This is a genomic window from Fuerstiella sp. (genome assembly GCA_022447225.1).
Lineage (GTDB): Bacteria > Planctomycetota > Planctomycetia > Planctomycetales > Planctomycetaceae > S139-18.
Genome location: JAKVAZ010000008.1, coordinates 338,054 through 353,620, shown reverse-complemented (window position 1 = coordinate 353,620; position 15,567 = coordinate 338,054). Strand labels below are relative to the sequence as shown.

Below are 15,567 nucleotides of genomic sequence, written 5' to 3'. Positions count from 1 at the left end.
TTCGATCCTGCGGAGAAGGGTCGGATTTAGGTGGCCGAACCACCACTGATCGAATATACTGGTAATCTCATAACTGCGCCCGATCACAGGTAAGAATGATGCTTTCTCTCGTCAGTAAACGAACTCACGGCCTCTGCGACGGTATCAGTCGGCGCGAGTTCCTGACGATTGGCGGTCTGGGGTTTGGCGGACTGTCAATGCCTCAGCTTCTCGCGGCGGAGGCGGCATCAGGCAGTCGATCGAAAAAAGCGATCATCATGGTTCTGTTGTCGGGGGGACCATCGCACCAGGATCTGTTTGATCTGAAGACGGAGGCACCGAAAGAGGTTCGTGGTGAGTTCAATCCGATTTCGACCAGCGTATCAGGCATCGAGATCTGTGAGCATCTGCCTCTGATGGCGGGAATGATGGACAAGCTGGCCATCATTCGTTCTGTGGTCGGCGCTCAGCCGTCGCATGTACTCCATCAGTGCCATACGGGCCGCACAAGTTCGAATTACTGGCCGTCGATGGGATCCACTCTGTCGAAGATTCAGGGCATACGGGAGCCGGGCGTGCCGCCCTTTGTCGGTCTGGCGGGAACCACCAAACACGGACCATGGTCAGATGCGGGGCAGTACGGATTTCTCGGCCCGGCTCACGGTCCGATGCGACTGCGAGGGAACGCCCGATCGAACATGGTTCTCAACATGCCGCTGGAGCGACTGCGGGACCGGCGTCAGCTGGTGTCGAATTTTGATCAGTTTCGCAGAGAGGTTGATGCCGGACCGGTGCTGGAAGGATTTGATTCTTTTCGTCAGCAGGCGTTCGGTGTTCTGACATCCAGCAAGCTTGTCGATGCTCTGGATTTTGAGCGAGAGGATCCGCAGGTGCGTGAACGCTACGGACGCGGTTCTCTCGACAACATCGTGGATGGACCGCCCCTGTACAACGAACATTTTCTGGTCGCCCGGCGGCTCGTCGAGGCCGGCGTTCGCTGCGTGACACTCAGTTTCGGTCGCTGGGATACCCACTCGGACCACGATTTTGATCGAGTGTCGAATTTCGAGACCCTGCGGAATTTCCTGCCGCGACTTGACAAGTCGGTGACAGCCCTCGTTCAGGACCTTCATGATCGCGGAATGGCGAACGATGTTTCCGTGATCGTGTGGGGTGAGTTCGGACGCACACCAAAGATCAATGATCGTGGAGGCAGGGATCACTGGCCGAACGTGTCCTGCGCTCTGATGGCCGGTGGCGGCATGCGTACCGGACAGGCGATCGGTACCACGGATCGCATCGGAGGAGAGGCTGCCAGTCGTCCGGTCACATTCCAGGAAATCTTTTCGACGCTCTACCATAACGTCGGCATTAACGCCATGAATACGACAGTCACGGACCTTTCCGGACGTCCGCAGTATCTGGTGGACAACCATACGCAACCGATTTCGGAGCTTGTCTAACAGTTGGCCTCGGGGCGGACGGAGTTTCGTTCAGAATCAAATTCCGGTTCATGATCCGTCATCTGATGTGTGGTGTTGTCATGAGCAGTCTTTGTCATCGATTCCGATCTTCCAGCTCAGCAGAAACATCCGTTATACCGTCGCGTCGCGGCTTCCTGCAGTCCGGCGTACTTCCTGGTCTGGGGACCAGTCTCGCGAATCTGCTGAGTCGTCCGGCATCAGCCACCACCGGTTCTCCGGCACCCAGAGCAAAATCGGTCATCATGGTCTGGCTGCAGGGCGGTGTGTCACACCACGACACATTTGATATGAAACCGAATGCACCGGTAGAAATTCGCGGACCGTTTCAACCGATTTCGACCACTCTGCCCGGCACTCATGTTTGCTCACTCCTGCCTGGTATCGCGCAGCGGATGGACCGTCTGGCGGTTCTGCGATCAGTGACTCATCGAGAAAACGCACACGAACGCGGTACGCGTCAGATGCTGACGTTTCGCCAGCCTGTCTCTCCGGTTCGCAAGCCGACAGATCATCCCGACCTTGCCTCTGTCGTGGTTCACGAACTCGGACCACGTGCGAAAATTCCTCCCTACGTTGTGCTTGAATATCGCGGGACCTTTACGAGTCGGGAAGGACTGTATGCGACCGGTTTTCTCCCGCAAGGTGACGGGCCATATTACAGCTATGACTGGGATTCTTTGATGCCGAATCAGGTGCCGTCGAAACGCCTGGAGCAGCGTACGTCTCTACGAACGCGGTTTAACGGCCTCTCGTCCACCAGTGGGCGTCTCACACAACTTGATGAGTTCAGGCTGTATGATCGCTATACAGACGAGGCTGTCGATCTGATTCGTTCGAACGTAGCCGCTGATGCGTTTGACATCGACAAGGAGCCGCAAAGTGTGCGCGACCGGTACAACGCAAAAGACAAAGCTTCGGCCTGTTTTCTTATTGCCCGTCGGTTGATCGAAGCCGGCGTTCGCGTCGTCACCATCGGTCAGTCAGGCTGGGACCACCATGGAAATATTTTCCCGGCACTCACCAGTCGTCTGCCAAAAACAGAAAGTGCATTCTGCGCCCTGCTCGATGATCTTGAGCAACGTGGTCTGCTCGACGAAACTCTGGTGCTCTGGATGACCGAATTCGGCCGTACACCACAAATTAATCCCGCCGTCGGTCGAGATCACTGGCCACAGGTCTTCAGTGTCGCCCTGGCAGGTGGTGGTGTTCGAAGCGGGCAGGTCATCGGAGCTTCCGACCAAATCGGAGGTGAGGTACTGACGCGACCCATTTCGCCACCCGAAATTGCGGCAACCCTTTATCAGTTGCTGGGCATTTCACATCAGGCAGCATATGTCGGGCCCGACCGTCGTCCCCTGCTTTATGTTGCAAACGACGCACGACCAATCGCCGAACTGCTCTGAATATGAAGACCGTTGTGTTCGTCGAGTGGAATGAATAGCAGAAGATTTTCCGAAGCCTTGACGTCGAGTGAGCTCCGGTATTCACCAGGATCAAATGAACCCCGGATGGTCGTGAATCCCCGAAAGGAAACAGGCTCGACTAATTCCTGTCGGGTGCACTTTGGTTTTGGGCTTTGTTTGTTGAGGGGTTCTCAAACCAAATGACTCCCCAGCCACCGTTTTCCTCGGTTGTGATCACATCCAGGTCGCCATCCCCGTCGAGATCGCCGAGCCAGGCATTGTCCATCTTCCTGCGGGTCTCCGATCCTGGCATATCGAGAACAGTGGTGTTCCAGTTCCCTCCCTGTGCGGGGTCACCGGTAGAGGTGGCTGTCCAGATATCGCCCTGCTTCGGAATGACCAGAATTTCGTTCCTGTTTGGATCGTCATTCAGATCCATCACCGCCACGCCTTTGGGAAAGCTCCCGGACGGCTGATCGATCAGTATCTCCCTGAAGGTAGGAGTGCCTTGTTTGTTGCTGCGCAGCAGCACAATGAGCTTCTTGGCCAGTGCGCCTTTGCTGCCGCCGGTGATCACGAAATCGTGAAGTTCGTCGTCATTGACATCAGTGACCAGCATGAACATGGGTTCGTGATGCCTGTGAAGGGTCCGGCGTTCCCATGTCTGCGTGACTTTTTCGATACCGGGATTCACGTACCAGCAGATTTCCACTCCGCGGTCCGGCACAACCATATCGGTGTAACCGTCTGCATTGACGTCTGTCATGATGCAGTTCATGGGCCATCGATTACTGCCGATCGTGTACCTGACCCAGTTCTCTGCATGGTGTTTGTCCTTTTCCGGCTGTTTGTACCACTCCTGGGCACCAACAATCAGGTCATTGAGACCGTCCTGGTCAAGATCCGCCACGGTGGGAACTCGTCGTTCATAATCGAATAGGGTCATTTTTGTCCATTTCGACGGATCATGTACCTCGGATCTGCCTGGATTGAAATAGACCCAGCCGCCGTTGGCGACGTAGTCGATATCACCATCGTTATCGAGATCGCCCATACCTGAATCTTCACACTGGCCGTGTTTCAATTCCGTATACTCCGACCAGATGTCACGTACCGTGTCACCTCCGGGATTGAAGTAGAGGCGGCTGTAGCTGCCTTCTTCGTAGTTTACAAACAGATCCAGATCACCATCGCCGTCCCAGTCGTGAATGTTGATTCCGTCAGGACCGTGATCTTCCGGGTCGGGTTGAACAACATGGCAACGCCATCTGCTCGCTCCGGGTTCACCCGCATACTCCTTCCACGCATCGGACGCATACGTAAGACACGAAACGGCACACAGCAATGCGAATGACGTGATGAATTTCATGATTTCCTCTTCATCCCTTTGAGTCAGTCATCGAGCTTCATTGCAGGGTGACGAACGATTTACCGGCACCAGAGACCGGGTTGACTGCCGCCGGGGTGTCACGGCTGCGGAGTGTCTGCAGGGCTTAAGTTGGTGGAGTACAGGTTCCCTGTACGAGAACGAAGATCTAAGCAAGTCAGAATAACAACTGTAATTACGATCGAACAAGGACCCGACCACGGCAACTGCAGGCGGGTAATCGACAGTGGGAAAGCAGCCGGGGAAGGTGCAGAATGCGCCGATCACCACCGTGAGTTGGTCGAACCCGCCCACAGCGAACGTCAACCGACCGATGACGCTGAGCCAGGCATCCAGAAGCCGTTAATCCCCGGAACGGCTCCGAGCACCGGTTAACAGCTATCCGGATTCATCGCTGATCAAAAAAACGAATGAAGCTGCTTCTTCTTGTCAGGTATCGTTGAGGCAACATGAAATATGCCGGTGAAGAAACAGCAATACCACCAGCGCCATTGATTTATCACAAAGCTATCGTGGATAAAGCGTTCCTGGCTGCTTGGAATTTCATGGAACGTTAGACGCGTGAATTCGATCTGCGTTTTGTCACTATGGGAAGCCGAAATACTATAATCTCCTCCGGCATGTGTTATTACTTCAACCAACGAGTTGAACAGGTTAAGGATTCTGATATGGCCTCCTTCAGTCGCAGAGAATTTGTAAAAGCAGCGGCAGCATTGCCTGCACTGTCCGGAACGTCACAGTCAGCTAATCCGAAGAAGCTGGCTGTGACAACAACCCGTGGACTGCAGCCGTATGGAACGGCGAACGACCGAAGTTCCTTCACAAACATCTGGAGTGACTGGCAAACCAATCCGTTTGAACACCAGGAGTTCCCTGCGTTTCATCGGCTGACAACGAGTCTCGACGCCCTCTATTCGCGTTGTCAGCAACCCGTCTCAACTCTGGACGACCGTCCCGTTTTTCTGCAGGTTAAAATTCTGTGTTCCGGAGAAGCGGGCCGCACGTTGTTCACACTGGGGATAAAGAGTGAAAATCTGGGGACCTGGGCCTTTAGTCTGGGAGCCTGTCCGACACAAGGGATCTCGTTTGGAATCACCGGGTGGAATCTCCTCGTCAATGCAGCCGCCCCCTGGGAAGAGCGAGTTCCGATCGCAGGTCTGGATCACCGTGACTGGCATACATTTGTTCTGAAAATTTCCAACGCGGAAGGCCCGGCTCAGGTTTACTGTGACGGTCAACATGTGCTGGATTTGCAGCAGCCGATCACTGCCGCTCAACGCAAAAAAAATGCAGCGAACCAAAACAACCGACACGGATCCATTCAGCAACTGGTTCCGGAGACTCCAGGACAGAAAGATTACGTATTCATCGAGAGTCGCCATCCGGGGCAGATCATTGACATCGACCACTTTAAAATCTCACAGGAACCAATGGCCACCCGGCGCAGATCATTACCGGTTCTTCTGGACCTGGACTGGGAATTGAACGGTACTCAAAAGGTCGAATACACCCTGACTCGTTTCGAAGACCAGCCTGTGTTGAATGAGGCCGACGTTCCGGATCCTTCAGACCGGCATTCCGGAGCATCAGCCGTCAGTGTGGTCCGTGATGAGCAGGGCTTCCACATGTACTTTATGGGGGTCAACGAATTCAGTCAGGACATCGGCAGAACCACGTTTGGGATTTATCGCGCCTTTTCCCGAAACGGAACGGACTGGAAGGTGGATCCCAAAACACCCGTGCTCGAACCAGGCGAGCCAGGAAGCTGGGACGCAGGCTGTCTTGGCCAGATGGCGGTGCGCAAGGAACACGGGCGATTCCGAATGTGGTATGGCGGATATGCATTCCGGCTGCAGCAGGGCAGGGCAGGCTATGCCGAATCACCTGATGGAATTCACTGGAAAAAACCTGACCTCGGCGTGGCTCAGTTCGCAGGCAGGCCAGGTAATATCTGCTTCTCACTTCAGCCGGGACCCAACTGTAACGAATACCAGTTACCTCTGAACATTGTCCGCGACGAAGCTGCCCCTTCCGATCGTCGCTATGTGTTATTTTTGCACACGCAGGGCCCGCACGGTTTCATCGTGGATGTGGCCACTTCGCCGGACGGCTTACGCTTCGTTCGGGCGCCTCATAACGCCCGGCACTATGCTTTCGATACGACGCCACGCAACAGTACCCTGCACGGTGCCGCCGTGGTCCTCCATGAGTCGGATTATTGGTGGGCTTTCGTCGGCCACCATGAAGCAGAGGACAGGGGATATCGTATGCGTTTTACCGGGTGGGTGGTTGAGCCTGAGGAGAAAGAAAATATCAGCTTTGGATTGTGGAACTCCCGGCGGACTCATCTGGCTCCCAACCCTCAATCCTGGGATCGTGAGAGTGTCAACATTGGCAGCTTTCTGGAAGTGGGAAACGAATGGTGGATCTACTACGACTGTGAAGGCGGCGTCGGACTCGCCAAAGTCGGACGTCACCGAATGTACGGTGTTCAGCTCAATCCGGAAACACAAACGGGCGAGGTAACCTCGATTGGGTTAGACCCACCCAGGGAAGGATGGCGACCATATCAGCTTGTGGTGAATGTCAGCGGACTTTCCAAAGGCGGACGCCTGACCGCTCAGTTGGTGTCTGCATCGGATAATCAACCGATCGAGGGGTTCACGACGGCAGAGGCAGTGCCGATTGAGAAGGACGGTTATGATATTCCTTTGGAGTGGACCACTCACCGAACGCACCTGCCGGATCTGGAGAGTCCGCTTCGAGTTCGCTTCGAATTGACACGCGGACTGGACACCCCCCGACTCCATGCGATCTACCTGCGGAAACACGCTTCTTAAACAGCGGCGAAGCATTCCACAACACGTACGGGACAATTCCGGCAACGGTCCCCATGGTCCGTACCTGGACTCCCTCGTATTCAGAAACGTAAAGTACGGTCATACGTATTTGTCGCGGGTTTGAATTCCTCTGTATGACGGTGTGCACACGGGAGTCCTTCGAATGAATCCAGTGCTGTTTTTGACACTCATCGCGTCTGCTGACCCTGTCTTCTTCGACGAAGTCGTGTTTCCGCCGGAGCCGATGCACAACCACAGTTCGAGTCTTGTGGAAACTCCTAAAGGCGATCTGCTCATCACCTGGTTCCACGGTCGGGGAGAGAAAACGGACGACACTCTCGTCATCAGCGGTGCGCGGAAGCGCAAAGGCGCAGCCAAGTGGAGCAAGCCGTTCGTCATGGCAGACAATCAGAATCTTCCGGACCAGAACCCCGTTCTCTACATCGACCCCGCCGGCAGGCTCTACCTCTGGTGGATTTCCTCCCTGGCCAACACCCGGGAAACCTACCTGCTGCAATACCGAACCGCGACCGCCTACGAGGCCGACGGACCACCCACATGGGAATGGAACGACACGATCATGTGCCAGCCGAAGAATCTTGTGACCGTGATGGACAGGATCTCCGCAGGAGTGGATGAGAAGTTCGATACGATGTTCGATTTCGAAGAGAAGTACCGCAAACGCCTGGAACACGGAGTACGTATGGCGCGGATTGACGAAACCTATATGGCCGACTGGCAGGATCGTGTCTGGGGACGCCTCACCGGCATGCTCACCTGGATGCCCCGGTGCCAGCCCATCATGCTCTCGGACAACCGCATGATGATCGGGCTTTACTCGGACGTGTACTGCACTTCTTTGTCGTGCTTCACTGAAGACGGTGGCAAGACGTGGGAATATGGCGAGCCCATGGCTGACTACGGACTGATCCAGCCCGCATTCATCCGGAAAAAGGACGGTACGATCGTGGCCTACGGCCGCGATAAAGGCCCGCTTCGTTACATCCGTGCTGCGGAATCCACGGACGGCGGTCAGACCTGGGGCAACTTCCACGACCTGAAAATTCGCAATCCTGAGTCGAGTGTGTCGGTCACTAAGCTCCACAACGGTCACTGGATTCTTGTGTGCAACGATCTCGACGGACGGGACGGACGCCATGGACGCTCCCGGTTAACCGCTTACATCTCCGACAATGAGGGAGCCACGTGGAAATGGCACCGCAACATCGAAGACAATCACACGCCCCCCGATGACAATCCCCATGCCTCGTACCCCACCGTTATCCAGACCCGCGACGGTATGATCCACGTCACCTACACCTACACGCCTAAACCCAACGAGACCATCAAACACGTGTGGTTCAACGAAGAATGGGTCAAAGAAGGCGGGAGGTAGTTTCTAAGCCTGATTCAGTAAGTTCCAGGTCAGTGTTTTGATCAAATATTGAGGAGGAACTTACGGGCGCGTCGGCGGATTTGGGGCTGTCTGATTCGATTGACGAATCGCCAAATTCGGAGAGTTCGCTTCAGATTGAAACGCGGGACCGACACTCCCTGACTTCATACGATCTCTATCTGAAAACAGCCTTCTTAACAGCAACATCAAGCTCGGAATTCAACCATTCCGACTGATGACGCGTTCACAACCACCAGCATCGGCTCAGTTCCGGCCGCTGTTCGACGTTCGGCGCACAAAAAAGCCCTCAGATCTTTGCCGGGCTTAATGAACAAAAGAGGAGAACTCGTTTCGGCTGCGCTTCACAAGTTTCTGATCCACTGGTGTTATGTTGCTTTTCGTGTGCGGAATATCAGCAGGACAGTCATCATGGCAGCTGAACCAGCCAATGCGAGGGCCATGTCTTTTTGTGCGTCCCATATGTCACCTTGCTGGCCATTGTACGCTTCCGCGTAACGAGGAGTCATAACGATCGTTAACAGCCATTCAATGACTTCATACAGTGCGCTGAGCGACAGAACCACAAGCACTGAGAAGCCAAGTGACCATTTCCATGAGAGATTTCCGTAGCGTTCGGCAAGTTCCGTGGCCGGGATAACGAATAGAACACCAAACAGGAAATGGACGAGTCGATCGAAATGGTTCCGATTCCAGCCAAACCAATCTGACACGGTGGATCCGGTGAGTATGGCCGCCCATTTGTCGTACGGTACGAACGAGTAAATGTATCTTGCACCGATTATGTGGAGCCACAGGAACATTACGAAACAGATGAACGATCGGCCCGATATCCAGTTGTTACGTGAGTCAGCCCAGAGGGCAATGATCGCGATCATGGTCGGCGCATGCTGCAGAGACTGCTCGCGCAAATAGATCGGTCGAATCAGTGAAATTCCGAGCAACAGAAGCGTGGTAAGGGTGAGCGACTGTTTCACGTTGCACCTCAACCGGCCTTGCAACATAACGACCACAAAGATCGGGTTGCCACCAGCGGCGTTGATTTCCAACTTGGACCGGACGGCAACTCCGGTGGATTGTATTGTTAGGCGTCCTTCTGAATTCACACTAGATGCAGAACATCTGACAACACTCGGGGCGGATAATAAAAGTGCCTGGCTCGGGCGTTGAGCTGTGTGTCCTCATTGTTGCGCCACCTCGAAGTAGTCGTCATCCGCAATGTCCGGAACACCAACGACGAGTACACGCATCCGTCCACGGGCACCGTGAACAACATTTGGAGGAATGTGAACGAGAGACCCCCTGGAAACGAGTTGCTCGACGCCATCAAGGATGACGCTGCCACTGCCGTCGAGAACGTAATAGAGTTCTGTGGAACGCTTGTGAAAGTGGAGTTTGGCTCCGTCGATATCCACAGCATGTGCCCAGGCCACTGGTGATGTCGCAACGTCTTCGTGGCTGATCAGTCGGTCACGCCAGCCGCAAGTGCTGCGCTCGCGCGGAGTGTGGCCCTCATGGCGGATCAATATCGGCCCGGAAGGTGTGCCTGTATCATCCATTGGCATTGATTCTCACGCGTTGTTGATGTCCGCATAACTTTGATTTAGCACGAAACCATCGCGGATAAACCCGCACAGACTGCTGCGAATTTCATGGTTCCGGATCGTCATACTGGACATCAACCTGTGTGGGGAGGGCGGTTGGCGCTGACCGACTCAAAGCCAAGTCACTTCCCCGCTACTCAAACCGTATGTTGCCGCGCAGACCTTTGCGTGTGACATCGAAGTTCCGGTCAGTGCTTTGCTTAGTTCCGTGGCCTGAGTCTTCGCATTTTTTTCTACAGCCTTCTGAAGCGTTTGTTCCTGACCGATGGCATTCTGTATCTGCCCAACCAGATGGCCCAGTTCCTGGGGAGCGTCGTCTGGTGGACTGATGGCCGCATCCACCGCCCCACAGCTTTCATGCCCCAGCACGACGACTAATTCAGTATGAATGTACTGCACTGCGTACTGAATACTGCCGATGACTTCACTCGTGGCTACGTTTCCGGCCACACGCGCGACGAAGATATCACCGATTCCCTGATCAAAAACCAATTCGGGTGTGACTCGCGAATCGGCACAGGTCAGCACAATGGCAAAAGGCCATTGTCCGCTTCCCGTCTCCAAACGCCGTCTGGGTGTGGCGTTGGGGCGACTTGTCCGGTCCGCCATGTATCTGGCGTTGCCGTCCTGCAAAAGGTCAAGGGCGGTCTGGTGAGAGATGTCGTTTTGTTTTCCGGCCATAAAAACACCTGTTGCAGAAAAGTTCTGCTCCGATGATTGTCGTCGAAGCGTCTAAACTGTGGATTGCACCTGCTGCAGGCAGGTTTCGCGCATCGATAAAGCTGTCGTACACCGGGCCGCGGCGAATGACGTTGATTTTAGACCCCGCGCGACCCGCGGTGCATCCGTTTGGATACGCCGGGGACGGCGTGTGAGTTGTGGGCTCAAAGTCCCCTGTACCAGAACGAAGTTCTCAGCACGGTACAATACCAATTGTTATTTCGATCGATCAAGTACGAGATCAGGGTAACTGCGGAAGGGTAGCTGAACGTGGAGAGTCTACCTGCCAGGGATTTGCAAACTGACAATGAATCGCCAAGCGAACTCGAGTATCAACACCCCTGATGTTTAACGTTTGGTGTACCGAAAAAGCTCGCAGACTGGTCCCGGAGTTGATCGGCACAACACGAGAATTCGGCTGAGTTGCGTGTTGCAGGTGCCTGTCCACGGGGGGGGGCAGACGTGATAATGACCTGCGATTTTCAGCAACCCGTAATTCTCGCCGGATGATTATGCTACTCGCCACAACAGGGGCAGATCTCCGGCACAAGAACAGTCAGCGTGGCAGAATACTTTGTACTTTCGTAGTTCTCGCCCGCTTCATCCGGCTCCTTGTGGTGTGCTACGACAAGATAGGCGTTTCCGGCTCTGGGAGTAAAAGTTGCCAGGCCCTCAATGTCCGTTTTTCGTTCGTAATCGGGATCAAAATCTTTCTTCAGCTGGTGTCCGTTTGGGATAAAAGAAACGCGGGCATTGGCCATCGGCTTTCCGTTGTAAAACAATTGAACGGTGATTGGTTGACCGGGGCCCATCGGCGTCACCGGGCTGGCCACCGGGACAATCTCCAGTGAATGACCCAGTACCTGATCGAAGCCTGGATTGTCTATTGGGACTCTGTCCAGAGACGGACTCACGACGAAAAATGTTTTTGCGCTCTTGATCGATCGGATGGGCGCGTAACTGACAACACGATCCAGCTGATGAGCGACCATGTACAAGCCTGGGTGTGCCGGAACGAACTTTGCCGTCCAGTATCCTTCTTTGGGAGCGTAACCCGTATCGAAGAGTTCAGTCTTGAGATCGTAACTTTTTCCATCCGGGCTTAGTACATTGAGTGTGCAGCCCTGTAAGCCGACTTTGCTGGCCAGTTTGAAATCACGATGGTCGTTGCCATGGTTACCGAGCTTCAGGTCGACGTAGACGGCATCGCCGGTACGGATCAGATTCGTGTTGGTTTCAACCCATGTATCATGAGCCAGCACTGATGAAGCAGACACCAGCAGAAGTATCAAACAGTTCCGAATCATTGGATTTTCCCTTTTGGTGTTTACAGCACGTCACCACGATTTGCAGCAATGAAACGCCTGTTTCATCCCGCGAAACCGGTATGTCGCCAAACCGGAACGCGGATGAAAACATGCAAACTGTGACGGGATTTCCGTCAGTATTCGCCGAGGATCTCCCCGCCACTGCGAGTTGCCAGGCCTCGCCAGGTGTCGAGGTCGATGTTCTCGCCGATAAAGCGAACACTGCCGTCACACAACAGCACGGTGACTCCGCCGGAGTGGGCACTCCGCGCCGATGTCAGTGCATGTGTCCGAAATTGATTGTTGCAGTCATATGTCGAAGAGTTGGGACCGTAGAAATGGTTGTAGAGAGCGTATCCGTAGGATCCCTGCATCCAGCGGACGCCGCGATTAGCCCACCAGGTTCCACCACCGCCGGGTGTGCAGGCTGCCTCCGTTGTGGGCGGACCGCCCGGAAGCAGCAGCAGTTCCCGTTGTGCGTCGTTCGGAGGGCTACCCGACGGCGAAGCAACACCACTTCCCAGCAGTATCTCGCTGAACGCAACGGTATTTGAACTTCCATCCCTGATGTCCCGGAATTTTGTCTTCGAGCCTTCAAAGAAAACTCCGTCCGGAAGTGGGCCTGAGACTCCGAACGTTGTCAGACGACCATTGTCTATCAGTCCGGTACCAACGTTACCCACGTAGCTTGTGGCTCCAAACTCAGAACCCGGTACACCATTTTGGTCACTAGGGCACGTGTAAATCGAAACCGATATTCTCGCCGGTACTGCATTGCCCCATGTTGGTGCGTCGGCGCCAAAGAAATTGACATCATAGTCAATCAGATCCTCGAGGTTGGCCTGTTCCAGGTGCGGAAGCAGGTAGGCCTGAGGCGAATAGACATAGGGAAAATCGAGCCTCCCTGGTGGAAAAACGTTCATGGCGGACTGGTAGTTGTGCAGTGCCAACCCGATTTGTTTGAGATTGTTGCGGCACTGGATCCGGCGCGCTGCAGCGCGAGCCTGCTGAACAGCCGGTAACAGCAGAGAAATCAGGATTGCGATAATCGCGATGACCACAAGCAGTTCGATTAACGTGAAGCCATGCGCACTTCGGGCGCGGAAATTTGGCAGGAAACGCATCTGTCGAAAATCCTCATCTGAGGGACTCAGAAAGTGCAAAAGACCGATACTGAGCAGGGCGTTGTCCTGTCCGTTCGGTACATTCAGTCGAATCAGGCGACTGACACTTCCGGAGGAGGAGTTTCAGGAGTAGTGATATGATGGGGAAGGATTTGGCAGGTGATTTTAAATTTGGTCTGCCAATTCACGCCGGGAAGAATGTTCACAGATTCTACCGGCAGTCGTGGATCGGTATTGCAGTAAAATCCAACTGCAGCGTCATTTCCGCAGTTGCACGCATTAACAACGGCGGGAACGCCGAACTGGCCTGCATGTGGTTGGCGACAGTCGCCGTCAGAATCTATGACCTGCCTGCCCGCCGACGTATCATCCCGCCGGCCGCCGGACTGACAACACGATCTGTTGTTCGCGGGCCGGGATTTTGCAATCTTCGACGAACAACACGTGTTTTTTACCGCTCGCTGCTTGCTGGTATGAGACCTCGCCGCGTTTTGCTTAAAACTGGATCGGCCGGTGCGGACGACCCGATCCGTGTCGTTGCTGTCGGGTACGACGGAAACCGTTCTGCAGCAGCACGCTGTTGATTTTCGGACGTCCTGACTGCACCTGCACGCAGTGTTCTGACTGTTCCGGTGACCTCCCATCGGCACACCAGTTGCCACCGTGGTATACACAAGGAGTGTAAGCACGCTGCACACGCTGCGAAGTGTCAGTCCTGGTCGAGGTGATTTGGGAAGTCGGACCATGCCTAACATCTTATCGTCGGTCTTGTGAGGTCACCAGTGAATCCCGAAGTTTCTTGTGTCTTGTAGGCGACGAGCGATGTGTAAAAAATATATTGAACAGTGGGTGCAAAGTGCGGATGGATTTTACATGAATGTCGGTACTCGTTTGAAGCACATCAGAACAGGGTGTGCTTTCGTTCAAACAACTCCGGTGCAACCTTGCTCCTGTTCGGGTGACATGCCCGGAAACTGAGCGAATCGGCCCACGTGATACGTGTCGCTGTCAATCGTCTTCTGTAAGTAGTTATGCCGTTTTATATCGTCGGCCATACGACGAGTCAGTGCGGTAACGCGTTTTTGCCATGGTGTCATCTGAGTACATCCCTGAGTGAACCGTGGAAACAGACACACGCGATGTGTGTTTCACTCAGAATGCATGACCCCGCCAAAACACCGCAAATTCTTTGGCGATGTGTGTCAGGAATTCGTCCCGGCAGACGATGGACCGGCAACGGTGTCAGAGCGCCTGCGACAGTCAACGCACGCATGATCCGCACAGCGTCTGCAATCAGGCCGGCCTCTAAAACCCTACCAGCCGTTGTTCCGAACTCACTCCCGCCTCGCATGCCGGCAATCGCACGGCGCTTCAAAAAATCTGATCCACTCCAGGCGGTTAGGTTCAATATCCGGCCTGTCGAGTTGCATGATGGTGACAGTGAGATCACGTTGGAGTGGTAAACATAACATTCGGCTTTGGGCTACCGTGAAGCAGATTGTTCTGTCGTTTTTTCAACATTCTACCAGGGGCGCCAACAGAGGAGGTCTTCCAGCCATTCTTTAAGGTTACGCCATGAGGATTCCGTAGATACCAGGGCGATCAGCCCGAATCCCCCTGCGAGGATCAAGACGGCAAGCAGTTCGTCCCTGGGGGATTTCAGAAACTCAAACGCGAATCCCCATCCGCACAGTGCACCAAACACGCAGCCACTGAGACAACGGGTGGCTGCCATGAGTACCGGACCTGGTTTCTTCATATCCAACGTGTTTTTAGGTGTGTGCGAACTGACGCATCGTTTAATCCTGTTTCCATTCGGCCACCGACTTTATAGCTAACTTGGAGTTTACTGTCGTCGAGCTGTCGGATGCTTTTTCTGGCGCCCGGAGGATTTCCCTGCGAATGACGTAGTTTTGTCGCACTTGTTCTGGTTGCTGCTGTTTACACACATACACATACAGGACAAATTCAGACTCAAACGATACAGCGGTATCATGACACCGGCATCACGTTGCTGCAGACAGTCAAGTCTCAGGGTAGGCAGGATTGACATTGGCTTCACGAAGTAAACGCCATTGATTGCTGTCCGGATCGCGTTCTGCCAACCGGGACGCCTGATCTCAGCGACGTTCGCACCGCGTTGATTCGAGTCACCGAACACGAATGCTGCGGACGTGACCTGCCTTCCCGCCCCGCCGACAACTCCTGATCGAAAGTCCGGAATCGTTGTGAGAGCGAACAGCACTGGTCAACACAATTTCCCTGGACGAGTGGCGACTGCAGGTGTGTTTCGAGCGAGCATCAG

Annotated in this window: 12 protein-coding genes; 5 read left to right on the top strand and 7 right to left on the bottom strand. The window is 54.4% G+C overall.

The features are described from left to right. The first annotated feature begins 98 nt into the window (after positions 1-98). On the top strand, positions 99-1,442 hold the full coding sequence (locus tag MK110_10650; GenBank protein MCH2211753.1) for a DUF1501 domain-containing protein: 1,344 nt from the start codon (positions 99-101) through the stop codon (positions 1,440-1,442). A gap of 50 nt (positions 1,443-1,492) precedes the next feature. Continuing rightward, the gene (locus tag MK110_10645; protein ID MCH2211752.1) at positions 1,493-2,866 is read left to right on the top strand and encodes a DUF1501 domain-containing protein; all 1,374 of its coding nucleotides are present in this window, start codon (positions 1,493-1,495) and stop codon (positions 2,864-2,866) included. 139 nt (positions 2,867-3,005) lie between these two features. Here the strand turns inward: MK110_10645 and MK110_10640 are convergent, their stop codons facing one another. Further along, a complete protein-coding gene (locus tag MK110_10640; protein ID MCH2211751.1) occupies positions 3,006-4,235 on the bottom strand; it encodes a VCBS repeat-containing protein in 1,230 nt (409 codons plus the stop codon). Positions 4,236-4,921: 686 nt separating this feature from the next. Here MK110_10640 and MK110_10635 point away from each other — a divergent pair. Together MK110_10635 and MK110_10630 are read left to right on the top strand one after the other, a co-directional pair. After that, positions 4,922-7,093: a hypothetical protein gene (locus MK110_10635; GenBank protein MCH2211750.1), complete on the top strand. Its 2,172-nt coding sequence runs from the start codon at positions 4,922-4,924 to the stop codon at positions 7,091-7,093. A 163-nt stretch (positions 7,094-7,256) separates the two neighbouring features. After that, positions 7,257-8,489 (top strand): glycoside hydrolase, encoded by a 1,233-nt coding sequence (locus MK110_10630; protein MCH2211749.1) that lies wholly within the window; start codon positions 7,257-7,259, stop codon positions 8,487-8,489. A gap of 386 nt (positions 8,490-8,875) precedes the next feature. On the opposite strand, the gene MK110_10625 is transcribed toward MK110_10630, so the two are convergent. The 5 genes from MK110_10625 to MK110_10605 all read right to left on the bottom strand — a co-directional run bounded on the left by MK110_10625 (position 8,876) and on the right by MK110_10605 (position 13,262). Beyond that, positions 8,876-9,484 carry a DUF2238 domain-containing protein gene (locus MK110_10625; GenBank protein ID MCH2211748.1) on the bottom strand — a complete coding sequence of 203 codons (609 nt, stop codon included), beginning with the start codon at positions 9,482-9,484 and terminating at the stop codon, positions 8,876-8,878. Between the two features lie 204 nt (positions 9,485-9,688). Beyond that, on the bottom strand, positions 9,689-10,066 hold the full coding sequence (locus MK110_10620; protein ID MCH2211747.1) for a cupin domain-containing protein: 378 nt from the start codon (positions 10,064-10,066) through the stop codon (positions 9,689-9,691). A 156-nt stretch (positions 10,067-10,222) separates the two neighbouring features. Continuing rightward, positions 10,223-10,792, bottom strand: coding sequence for a hypothetical protein (locus MK110_10615; protein MCH2211746.1), 570 nt, complete (start codon positions 10,790-10,792; stop codon positions 10,223-10,225). A 554-nt stretch (positions 10,793-11,346) separates the two neighbouring features. After that, positions 11,347-12,138, bottom strand: a complete 792-nt coding sequence (locus MK110_10610; protein MCH2211745.1) for a DUF4198 domain-containing protein — start codon at positions 12,136-12,138, stop codon at positions 11,347-11,349. 134 nt (positions 12,139-12,272) lie between these two features. Then, complete coding sequence (locus tag MK110_10605) at positions 12,273-13,262, bottom strand: DUF1559 domain-containing protein (protein ID MCH2211744.1); 990 nt, start codon at positions 13,260-13,262, stop codon at positions 12,273-12,275. A 137-nt stretch (positions 13,263-13,399) separates the two neighbouring features. Here MK110_10605 and MK110_10600 point away from each other — a divergent pair, with 137 nt between their 5' ends. Then, the gene (locus tag MK110_10600) at positions 13,400-13,846 is read left to right on the top strand and encodes a hypothetical protein (protein MCH2211743.1); all 447 of its coding nucleotides are present in this window, start codon (positions 13,400-13,402) and stop codon (positions 13,844-13,846) included. Positions 13,847-14,784: 938 nt separating this feature from the next. On the opposite strand, the gene MK110_10595 is transcribed toward MK110_10600, so the two are convergent. Next, on the bottom strand, positions 14,785-15,021 hold the full coding sequence (locus MK110_10595; GenBank protein MCH2211742.1) for a hypothetical protein: 237 nt from the start codon (positions 15,019-15,021) through the stop codon (positions 14,785-14,787). Positions 15,022-15,567 lie beyond the last annotated feature (546 nt).